This window comes from Mesorhizobium sp. M7A.F.Ca.AU.002.02.1.1 (assembly GCF_003998535.1).
Lineage (GTDB): Bacteria > Pseudomonadota > Alphaproteobacteria > Rhizobiales > Rhizobiaceae > Mesorhizobium > Mesorhizobium ciceri.
Window position 1 is genome coordinate 1 of the sequence record NZ_RZPB01000138.1, and the last position, 10,592, is coordinate 10,592.

The following is a 10,592-nucleotide window of genomic DNA, read 5'->3' on the forward strand; positions in this document are numbered from 1 at the left end:
GTGGCCGCCGCAGGCGACATTGTCAGCTCGCGCCTCCGCCCAGATGCCAAGAGCTTTGGGACCCGAATGGATCGCGGTCGCTCCAGCGGCGTCGACAGCCAGCACCTGCCGGTATTCGGGATAGGCACCGGTGCGCTTCAATATGGCAATCGCCTCCGCCGCGGACGCGCCGCGCGCCAGCAATTCGAGACCGCGCAGTCCAAGCGTAGGATCGGTGACGTTCTGGCTGGCAATGGCCCCGGCGCCCGCCTGCGCATAGGCGCAGCGCGCCGCAACAGCAGGCGACGAGGAGGACACCGCGACCCCGAACATGCCGGTGCGGCCGCACCGCGCGACAATGGAAAAGGTCATCGCAATCAGTCCGGAATGACGGCGGTGCCGTCGATCTCGACCAGCCAGTCCGGCCGCGCCAGGGCCTGCACGACAAGGCCGGTCGAGACGGGATGCACGCCTCTGATATACGCGCCCATGGTACGGTAGACCGCCTCACGATGGCGCACATCGGTGATGTAGACCACCACCTTGACCAGGTGCTCCATGGTGCCGCCGCACTCCTCGATCAGCTGGCGGATGTTCTGCATGACCTTGTGTGTCTGCTCGACCGGATCATGGCTGTCGATGTTCTTGGCCGTGTCGAGGTCCTGCGGACATTGGCCGCGCAGATAGACGGTCCTGCCGCCCCGCGTAACGACCGCCTGGCACAGATCATTGTCGAGCTTCTGCTCGGGATAAGTGTCCTTGGTGTTGAACTTTCGAATTCTTGTATGCGCCATCTTGGTCTCCGTCGGATCAGGCTCGAGGTCGGGGCATCCCGTTTGAGGTGCCGTGTCTATGCCACCTTGGTCTCGCGCTTCGCGGACGCATGGTAGGCTAGGTATTTGCGCTGCGTGGAAATATGGTCGGCCACATGCTGCGCGTCGTGCCAGACGCCCCAGATGAAGCTCGACCCCCTGCGCGATTGCCAAGGCAGTCCGAGGAAATAGATGCCGGGCTCGGTCGACACACCGCGCTGGTGCTTCGGCTTGCCCCTTTCGTCGAACACATCGACCTTCAGCCAGTTGTAGTCGACGGTGAATCCCGTCGCCCAGATGATCGAACCTATCCCGGCTTCCGACAGGTTCAGCTCGAGAATGGGATCGGTCATGCATCGCGGGTCCGGGCCGATCTTGCGGGCCTCGGGCTCTGGGGGAAGGTCGAGGCCGTTGCGGGCGACATAGGCATCTGCCTCGTCCAGAACCGACATGTAATTCGCATCGCCGCGCGCGATATTCTTGGCCAGATCGGGTGCGAAAATCATCACACCGTGCCTGTAGGATTCGGTCCGGCCAACCAGCGTCATCCCTTGCGCGGCAAGGCGCCGGAAGTCGATCGTCTGGCCGCCACGCGCGCCGCTGACCGCGATGGTGACATGTTCGGTGCCGGGCGCAGGCGCCTGCGCGTCCCACTTGCCCAAAACCCCCAGCCACCAGCAGAAGTCACGTTCGCGATAGGCCCGCGGCGGCCGATCGTGCGGCCCGACCGAGAGATAAACCCGCCGTCCCGCACGCTGGAGTTCGTCGGCGATCTGCACCCCCGAAGACCCGGAGCCGACCACCAGCACCGCGCCTGCGGGCAGTTGGCCGGGATTGCGATAGGCGCTGGAATGTATCTGCATAGGTCCGGCGTCCCCGGGAACGACGGCCGGGATGACCGGATGCTGGAAAGCGCCGGTGGCGGCAACCACGCTCCTGGCTTCGATCACGCCATCCGAGGTTTCGATCCGGAAGCCGGGACGGCCGACAAGCCTTTCCACTTTCCTGACCTCCACGCCGCAGCGGATGGGGGCAGCGATCATGTCGGCGTAAGCGACAAAATAGTCGGCGACCTTCTCCTTGCCGATAAAGGCATCCGGACCGGCATTGGGAAATTCCATGCCGGGAAAACGGTCATGCCAGGCGGGACCATTGGCAACCAGCGAGTCCCATCTCTCGCTACGCCAGCGTTCGGCGATGCGGTCCCGCTCCAGCACGAGATGGGGCACGCCGCACTTGCTCAGATGCTCGCTCATCGCCAGCCCCGCCTGGCCGCCGCCAACAACAAGCGTGTCTACTGTTTCGACTGGCATTCAGCGGCCCTTTCTGGCTCTCCCCGAGAGTTTCTGCGCATGCGGCGGAGGTCTGATCGTTGGTTTACTGGAGGGACCGGGCAGCGAAAATTACGATTTCATGTGGCAGTGGTTAGCTTGTTCCTAAATGCTGAATTGGCCGCGCGCAGACGGCTACGCCAGTATTGCCATAGCCGCCTTTTCGCCAATCATCATGGATGGCGCATTGGTGTTGCCACCGATCAATGTCGGCATGACGGAGGCATCAGCGACGCGCAGATTGTCGAAACCGCGCACCTTGAGACCGGCGGGATCAACCACCGCCATGGCGTCGTTGCCCATCCTGGCCGTGCCAACCGGATGATAGACGGTAAGAGCCTCGGCACGCAGATAGGCGAGAATCTCGTCATCGGTGTTCACGTTGGGCCCAGGCAGGATTTCCGGTCCGCGGATGCCGCCGAAAACCGGCGAAGCCAGGATCGAACGCGCGACCTTTATGCCCTCGACGAGGGTCAGGGCATCCTGTTCGTCACTGAAGAAGCGATGGTCTATGAGCATATTGCGGCGGGTGCCGTCGCGTTGAAGCGTGATTTCGCCGACGCTCCCGGGTCTCAACACACAGGTGTGCACGGCATAGCCGTGGCCATATTCGACGAGCCGACCGCGATGGCTGCGATAGCCCGGCACGAAGTGGAACTGAATGTCGGGTATGCTCCCGGCATACTTCGTCCTGGCAAAGCCGCCGGCTTCGACATAGTTGGTCGTCAGCATGCCTTTGCGCCGGGCGAAATACTGGAACGGCGCCGCCAGCATCGCCGGAAGATTGGCAAGTGAAAGGCCGAGCGTCTTGCGGCTGTTCGATCGCACCGTGATCATGCCATCGACATGGTCGCGCAAGTTCTTACCGACGCCTGGCAGGTTCGCGACCGGTTCAATCCCCGCTGCTTTCAGCTCCCCGGCCGGGCCGACGCCGGAAGCAAGCAGAATGCGCGGCGATCCGATCGCACCCGCGCTGAGGACGACCTCCGCTCGGCACCCCAACCGTTGGGTTGCGCCTTCCCTGATCACGTTGACGCCGGTGACGCGCTCGCGTTCAATCGCCAGATCAAGAACCTCGACGCCTGACAATATCCGTAGATTCGAGCGGCCGAGAATCGGCCGGACAAAGGCGCTGTAGGCCGAGAAGCGCTCGCCTCTGTTCTGGGTGACGTTGTAGATGCCGAGGCCGAGTTGGCCACCGGCATTGAAGTCGCGGTTCTCGGGCAGGCCTACGCCTCTGCCCGCCTCAACCCACAGGCTGGATACCACGTTGGGATCGCGCGGATTGTCGACCAGCAATTCGCCGTCGAATCCGTGATAGGCGGGGCTCTGCAACAGGCAGTTCCGCTCCAATTTCTTGAAGACGGGCAGGACATCGGCATAGGACCACCCGGCACAGCCAAGCGCTGCCCATTCATCGTAGTCCTGCGCGGCGCCACGAATATAGACCATCGAGTTGATCGAACTCGACCCGCCAAGAACCTTGCCCCGGTTGACCGGTATGCGGCGGTTGTTGAGCAGCGGCTGCGGCACGCCCTTGTAGCCGTAGTCGAAGTTCGGATTGCCGTAGAGCGAGAGAATGCCGGCCGGCACGCGCACCCTGGTGCGGTCGTCGCTGCCGCCCGCCTCGATCAGGCAGACACGAACTGCCGGGTCTGCGCTCAGCCTGTTTGCCAAGACACAGCCGGCCGAGCCCGCGCCAATGACGATATAGTCAAATTCCGCCGCCTCGATGCTCATGCCTTGCCCGTTTCATCATCCACACCGAAGACTGCCGATGTCTGTTTCATGCATGTCGTCTGCCCAAAACCGAGGTCACTTTTGAGCGACATGCATTAGTGCTCGTCGTCTTCGTCGTTCTTCAGGAGCTCGAGGATCTCCCGCTTCATGGCGATGAAGTTCGGCTCCATGACCAGATCCATGCTGCGTGGACGCGGGAGGCCTACGCGGATTTCCTTCTTGATCTGACCGGGCCGGCCGGACATGACGAGCACCCTGTCCGCCAGCAGGATCGCTTCGTCGATGTCATGGGTAACGAACAGGACCGTCTTCTTGGAATGATCCCAGATCCTCAGCAAAAGCTTCTGCATGCTGTGACGGGTTTGGCTGTCGAGCGCTCCAAAAGGCTCATCCATCAGCAGCACGTCCGGATCATTGGCGAGCGCGCGCGCAATCGCAACGCGCTGCTTCATGCCGCCCGACAGCTGAGACGGGTAATGGTTGGCGAACTTTGCCAGACCGACCTCGTGGAGAAAATGCTCGACAATGACCCTGCGCTCGGCCGGCGCAATGCCCTTCCGCTTCGGGCCATATTCGACGTTCTGCGCCACCGTAAGCCAGGGAAACAGCGTATATGCCTGAAACACCATGCCGCGATCCGGGCCCGGCTCGGTAACAGGCTTGCCGCCGACTACGATCATGCCGCCGGTCCGCTCCTCAAGACCGGCGACGAGATAAAGCAGGCTCGACTTGCCGCAGCCGGATGGGCCGACGATCACACAGAATTCGTTGGGCACGACGTGAAAGGAAATGCCATCCAGCGCCAGCACCGCATTGTCACCCTTGCCGTAGCGCAGGACCACATTGTCGATGCCTATGTCGGAACTCTTTGGTTTCGTCGTAAGATTCAGGGCGTCCATGTGTGCGTGTTCCTCAATTGGCCCAGGGAGCGACGAGGCGGCGGATGCCCCGGAACAATTGGTCGGTGCAAAGACCAAGGATGCCGATCATGGCGATGGCCATGAAGATCACGTCGACCTGAAAGCCGCGCATGGCTTTGAGCGAGATGTAGCCAAGTCCGCTGCGGGCGGCGACGAGTTCGGCCACGACGAGATAGGTCCAGGCCCAGCCCATGGTGACGCGCAGCACATCCAGCACGCTCGGAAGCGTGGCCGGAAAGACGATGTGGAAGACCGTGTCGCCTCGTTTCGTGCCGAGCGTATAGGCTGCGTTGACAAGGTCGCGCTGGACGCTGCGAGCGCTGTCGGCGATCATGACGAGCTGCTGGAAGAAGACGCCGAAGACGATGACGGCAACGCGCTGCTCGATGCCGATGCCGATCCACAGGATGAAAAGCGGCACGAAGGACGTCACCGGCAGATAGCGTATGAAATTGACCAACGGTTCGAGAACGGCCTGGACGATGCGATAGGTGCCCATCGTCAATCCAAGCGGCACCGCAACGATGCTCGAAAGGACGAAGCCGATCAACACCACCTGGACGCTGGCGAAAACATGCTCCCACAACGACCCGTCAAGCGCCATGCTGATGGTGGTGGACAACACGGATTCGGGGCGAGGCAGGAACATTTCCTTGACCGCTCCGGAATAGGTCAGCGCGAACCAGCCGCCGATGACGGCGATCCAGACCATGAAGCCGAGCGTAATGGAGAGAGAGCGCGGCACAGCCCGAAACGGTGTGGCGATGACTTTCAGGACGGATCGACCGGCCTGACCTTCTTCAACTCTCGCGGTCACGCCATTGCTGACCAGAGAGCTCGTGTTCGGTGCTAGTGTCACGGGATACCCTTTTGGGCCGCTTGGACCGGAGGCGCGAGGTCCGCCTCCGGTTCAGCCAAATCACTTTGCAAGGTCAAATTACTTCGCAGGCCAAGCTACTTTGCAAGGCCAAGCTACTTCCAAGGCCAAGCTACTTTCCAAGGCCAAGCTACTTCCCAAGGAAGGACGTATCGACGAGGTCGTCATACTTGACGTCCATTTTGAGCTTGCCGAAGCCGCCCCAGATATCGCCGCCCAGCTTGATCAGCTTGCCGGCTTCGCCAGTCTCGCCACCGGCGAAGAATTCGGCATTGCGCTGCTTACCGTAGAAGTTCACGCCAGCGGCCGAGGAAGCGAAGTCCTTCGGATCCTTCAGCCAGCCGCCGACGCCTTTGGCCATCACCTCATACGCCTTCTCAGGATTCTCCTTGATGAACTCGTTGGCCTTGTAGAGGCCCTTCACCAGCGCCTCGACATCTCCGGGGTTCTTCGTGATGTAGTCGCAGTTGAGCGCCACCACATCGACGATCAAGCCGGGTGTCCTGGAGGAGTCGATCAGCACCTGTCCCTTGTTTTCCTTCTTGGCCAGCGTCAGATGCGGTTCCCAGGTGACGGCAACGGGAATGCGGTCGGCCATGAAGGCGGCAGCGGCATCGTCTGCCGTCATGTTGGTGATCTTCACATCGGCCTGGGTGAGACCGGCCTGCTTGAGCAGGATATTGAACCAGAACTGCGACACTGAACCCTCGTTCAGCGCTACGTCCATGCCTTTGAGGTCGGCGATGCTCTTGACCCCGCTGGGCGCGAGCACGCCATCGCCGCCATGGCTGTCATCCAGCGCATAGACCGACTTGAAGCAAACATCCTTCGAACGATACTTCATGATCTCGTCGACGGTCGATGCGCTGCCGTCGAGCTCGCCGGCGGCAACAGCCGCCATATACAGCGATGCTTCCTCGATGATTTCAAGCGAGACATCGAGCCCACCTTCCTTGAAGTAGCCCATGTCACGGGCAAGGAAGAGCGGTCCGTACCCCACCCAGGTCGTCATGCCCAGTTTCAAGCTGCCAGCTTCGGCGTGGAGGCTCACCGATATGGCGCTGAGCGCAATGCCGGCCACCAGCGCGGCCCGGCGAAACTTCGAGATTATTGTCGTCATCACGTTCCCCTGTTTTCTGAAGTCGAGCGTTATCCCGGCCCGAACGAAACCCGCTCCGGAGGCATCGCCGAAGCCTGTCGCCTGACGTTCTTTTCTTGTTTTCTTTCAGCCGATGGCGGAGCAAAGCACGTTGGGTGCGCTGCACAAATTATGATTTTCAGTAGTTCGGCTTAGGCTGGACCTAACCAGACTGCGTTGCGTCTGCGCCATCGCGATTTCGCCCTCAGCAAGCTGCACCATTTCTTCTTTCCTCGGCCGGCCCGGGGCCACACCATTTTACGCGCCATTTATTGGCCGGGGCTGAGAGACGGGGAACTGGAGCCGAGCCATCGCGGGCTGCGGCCTAAAACGAACGGGTTGCAGTTCGGCGATTTCGCCATTCTGGCAGATCCGTCCGGACGGCTGATCCGTCTTTTCGGAATCGAGCCACCTGGCCTGACAAGCGCGCTGGCGCTGTCGGATTGGGTTGTCCAATTTGTCGGAAAGACGAACTTCTTCTTGCTTTAGCCCTTGACCGCCCCAGCGGTCATGGATCCCGATATCTGCCGATACATCACAAGACCCAGCAATGCCGGCGGCAAGGCGCCCAGCATCATGACGGCGGAAGCGGTTCCCCATTTTACGCCACCGCCGCTCGCGGCGAAGAAGAAGGATGCGCCGACCGTCATCGGCACGGCACGACTGGTTGTCAGCATGAGGCCGAAGAGGAATTCGTTCCAGGCGGTGATGAAGCCGAAGATGAAGGTTGTGACGAGCGCCGGTCGGATGACGGGCCGGACGATCATCATCATCACCTGCAAGGAACTTGCGCCATCGACTTTCGCCGCCTCGTCGAGTTCGACTGGTACATCTGAAATCGCGTTTACCAGGATGACGAGTGCAAGCGGCGCGTTGACGATGGTCAGGATGAGCCCGAGCCCGATCCGCGTATCGAGCAGGCCCAGCCACTGGTACATCATGTAAAGCGGGATCGCGAAGATGATCAGCGGCACGGCGCGAAGATTGATGACGATCGGCAGGACCAAGCGCTTTCCCGCCTCGCTGCGCGCGATCGCATAGGCAGCCGGGAACGCGAGCACGATCGCAAGGCCGGTTCCGATCAGCGCCGCCACGGTGCTGTTCAGCAGATAGGCATAGATGTTGAAGCGGCTGGTCTGCGTCAGGACCTCCAGATAGTTGTCGAGCGTCGGCTGGCTGATCCACAAACCGGGGTTCGTCGAAAGCTCGCGCTGGCTTTTGAGCGATGTGATCAGCGTCACGATAATGGGGAAATTCATCGCCAGCACGGCGATGGCAAAAACGATCCAGCGCAGTGCCCCGGCCATCGTCAACGCTTCCTGCGGCCGGCAAGCCGGTTAAGGCAGTGGAGAACGATGAACGACGCCATGAACAGGACAACCGAGGCGGCGACCGCCTTGCCAATAGCCCCTTCCTTGAAGAAGGCTTGGTAGATGTAGATCGACAAGGACGTCGTTGAACCTCCTGCACCACTGCCGGTCAATGCATAGACATTGTCGAACACCCGGAAACCGTCGATGAAACGGATGAAAAACGCGATGACCAGCGTCGGCTTCATCAATGGCAGGTCGATCCACCGGACGATCTCAAACGGTGATGCGCCATCGAGCGAGGAGGCTTCGCGCACGTCGAGCGGTATGGCCGAATAGGCCATGTAGAAGAGCAGGAAGGCGAAAGGCGTCCATTGCAGCGTCTCCACGACGACAAGGGTGCGGAAGGCATTGTTGATGTCGAGGAAGGCCGGGCTGTCACCGAACCATTCGAAGAGATAGTAGGGGACGGGGCCCGCAAATTCATGCAGCACCAGCCGGTACATGAGACCGACCATGGCCGGCGCGACCATCAGCGGCAGCATCAACGGCGCCATCAGGACTGGTCGCTTGCTCAGAAGCGGTGCCAGGAAGATGGCAAGGAAAAGACCGATCAGACATTCCGCTGATGCGGTAAGAATACCGAAGCGCAGAGAGAACCAGGCCGAGCTCCAGAATTCGCGGTCGTTCAACACCGCGACATAGTTGCTGAAACCGCTCAACACCGGACTGCGCAGCGTCTCGAATGTGACGGCCGAAATGGAATAAATCAGATTGACGATCGCCGGAAAGCCGAGGAACAGCAGCAGGAAGCCGACCAGCGGCGTCAGATACATCCTGCCTTCGGCACGTGTCACAAGGGCCATGTCGATCCGCCAAACGCGCCGGACGCCGAGCTCGACCCGGCGTCCGGCAAATGGTTCATTTCTTGAGAAGGTCCTGCATGCCCGCCTTGGTGTGGGCGAGCGCATCCTCGAGGCTCTGCTGGCCGGACCAGTAGCCGGTAAACTCCTTTGCCTGCAGCTCATAGACCGGGAGCGCACTCGCGGACGTCGCACCGGTCATGACATAGCCGTACTTGCTGGCGAATTCGCCGAGCTTGACGAGATCGGGACGTTCCTTCGCAACCTTGGCGACGACATCGGGAGACAATGCCGGCGAACCGCCGCTGCGCGCATAGAGCAAGGCCGCATCCTCGGTGGCGAGCCACTTCAGGAACTTGACGGCGCCTTCCTTGTTCTTGGCGTTCTTGTTGAGGCCCAAACCAAGGCCGTGGATATGATCGGCGCGTCCGTCGGGACCTGCCGGCGGCGCGACGATCCCGGTCACCTCGGCGACCGCCGGAGATTTTTCGGTGCTGGTCAGATCCGCCGCCGCGGCATTCCACTGCAGTGCCGTCGCGGCCTGACCGGATGCGAAGGCCGCGTTGGTTTCCGCATATTCGTAGCTCAGCGAATCCTTGGGCGATGACCCGGCATCATAGAGTTTCTTGTAGAGCTCGAGGCCGGTCTTGTAGGCATCGGAATCCACCGTGACATTGCCGTTCTTGTCCATCCAGTCGCCGCCGTAGGAGCGCGGCAGGGACTGGAAGACCATCATGTTGAACAGCAGGTTCTTCATCTGCAGGACCGTGCCGTAGCGCACCGGGCTGTCGGGGTTCACCTGCTTGGTGAAATAGAGGGCGGTGGCCGCCCAGTCGTCCCAGGTCCAGCTGTCCGGGTCCTTCGGCTGCAGCGGCTTGCCGAGATATTTCTGGGCGATTTCACCATAGGTCTTCTTGGCGGCGTCATCCCTGCTCAAGGCGTCGACGAGATCCTTGCGGTAGTACATGAAGTGCAGCGAAAGGTCGGTCGGCACGCCGTATTGCTTGCCGTCGAACTGCATCGTCTTGAGAACGGATTCGCCGAAAACCTTGGCCGCATCCGCGCCAAGATCGACCGGCTCCATATAGGGCGCGTAGCGACCGAGCGAGTAGGTGGCGACGAGATTCACGTCGAAGGCGTTGGATCCGGCCGCCATGTCGGCCTGCAGCTTGTCGTAAAAGCCTTCGCGGTTGAAGAACAGCAGCTCCACCTTGTCGGCATCGCTTGCCTGCTTGTTATAGGTTTCCACGGTTGCCCGCAGTGCGGTTTCCTCGGACCCGCCAGGCCAGCCGAGCACGGTCACGGTTGCGTTGGCAAAGGTCGGCAAAGCTGTCCCCGCGAGGAGGGTGGCCATAAGCGCAAAAGACGTCCTGCTCAATTTCATGATCGTTCCCTTCTTTTTTGATGATTTTTGCATGGCATGACCGGCGGCGCCGCTACTTTGCCCATTCGGCAAGATCGGCAACACCGATGACGCCGGCGTGGCCCGCGAGCTTCGCCGCAACGAGATTGGAGGAAAGGCGCGGTGGAACCTCGCCCAGATGCGCGCGCACCCGGTCGAGATAGCCATCGGCAAGACCGATGCTGCCGCCGATGACGATCGATTTCGGATCGAACATCAT

Annotated in this window: 12 protein-coding genes; 1 reads left to right on the plus strand and 11 read right to left on the minus strand. The window is 61.0% G+C overall.

The features are described 5' to 3' along the window. The 7 genes from EN879_RS11400 to EN879_RS11430 form a co-directional block, all read right to left on the minus strand. Positions 1 to 351: DUF1028 domain-containing protein (locus EN879_RS11400; protein WP_164774377.1), on the minus strand; the 351-nt coding region annotated here is incomplete at its 3' end. A gap of 5 nt (positions 352 to 356) precedes the next feature. Further along, positions 357 to 773: a RidA family protein gene (locus EN879_RS11405; protein WP_063168704.1), complete on the minus strand. Its 417-nt coding sequence runs from the start codon at positions 771 to 773 to the stop codon at positions 357 to 359. 56 nt (positions 774 to 829) lie between these two features. Next, the gene (locus EN879_RS11410) at positions 830 to 2,104 is read right to left on the minus strand and encodes an NAD(P)/FAD-dependent oxidoreductase (RefSeq protein WP_063168705.1); all 1,275 of its coding nucleotides are present in this window, start codon (positions 2,102 to 2,104) and stop codon (positions 830 to 832) included. Between the two features lie 153 nt (positions 2,105 to 2,257). Then, positions 2,258 to 3,862, minus strand: coding sequence for a GMC family oxidoreductase N-terminal domain-containing protein (locus EN879_RS11415; protein ID WP_063168706.1), 1,605 nt, complete (start codon positions 3,860 to 3,862; stop codon positions 2,258 to 2,260). A gap of 95 nt (positions 3,863 to 3,957) precedes the next feature. Then, positions 3,958 to 4,761 carry an ABC transporter ATP-binding protein gene (locus EN879_RS11420; RefSeq protein ID WP_013530446.1) on the minus strand — a complete coding sequence of 268 codons (804 nt, stop codon included), beginning with the start codon at positions 4,759 to 4,761 and terminating at the stop codon, positions 3,958 to 3,960. Positions 4,762 to 4,774: 13 nt separating this feature from the next. Further along, positions 4,775 to 5,641 (minus strand): ABC transporter permease, encoded by an 867-nt coding sequence (locus EN879_RS11425; protein ID WP_024503974.1) that lies wholly within the window; start codon positions 5,639 to 5,641, stop codon positions 4,775 to 4,777. Between the two features lie 148 nt (positions 5,642 to 5,789). Then, complete coding sequence (locus EN879_RS11430) at positions 5,790 to 6,779, minus strand: ABC transporter substrate-binding protein (protein ID WP_063168707.1); 990 nt, start codon at positions 6,777 to 6,779, stop codon at positions 5,790 to 5,792. A 195-nt stretch (positions 6,780 to 6,974) separates the two neighbouring features. On the opposite strand from EN879_RS11430, the gene EN879_RS11435 reads away from it, so the two are divergent. After that, on the plus strand, positions 6,975 to 7,286 hold the full coding sequence (locus EN879_RS11435; protein WP_127224133.1) for a hypothetical protein: 312 nt from the start codon (positions 6,975 to 6,977) through the stop codon (positions 7,284 to 7,286). Here the strand turns inward: EN879_RS11435 and EN879_RS11440 are convergent. The 4 genes from EN879_RS11440 to EN879_RS11455 form a co-directional block, all read right to left on the minus strand. Then, the gene (locus tag EN879_RS11440; RefSeq protein ID WP_027160930.1) at positions 7,283 to 8,104 is read right to left on the minus strand and encodes a carbohydrate ABC transporter permease; all 822 of its coding nucleotides are present in this window, start codon (positions 8,102 to 8,104) and stop codon (positions 7,283 to 7,285) included. The genes EN879_RS11435 and EN879_RS11440 overlap by 4 nt on opposite strands. 2 nt (positions 8,105 to 8,106) lie before the next feature. After that, positions 8,107 to 8,973, minus strand: a complete 867-nt coding sequence (locus EN879_RS11445; RefSeq protein ID WP_013530442.1) for a sugar ABC transporter permease — start codon at positions 8,971 to 8,973, stop codon at positions 8,107 to 8,109. Positions 8,974 to 9,028: 55 nt separating this feature from the next. Beyond that, positions 9,029 to 10,324, minus strand: a complete 1,296-nt coding sequence (locus EN879_RS11450; RefSeq protein ID WP_244514326.1) for a sugar ABC transporter substrate-binding protein — start codon at positions 10,322 to 10,324, stop codon at positions 9,029 to 9,031. An 82-nt stretch (positions 10,325 to 10,406) separates the two neighbouring features. Next, positions 10,407 to 10,592: ROK family protein (locus EN879_RS11455; protein ID WP_127274062.1), on the minus strand; the 186-nt coding region annotated here is incomplete at its 5' end.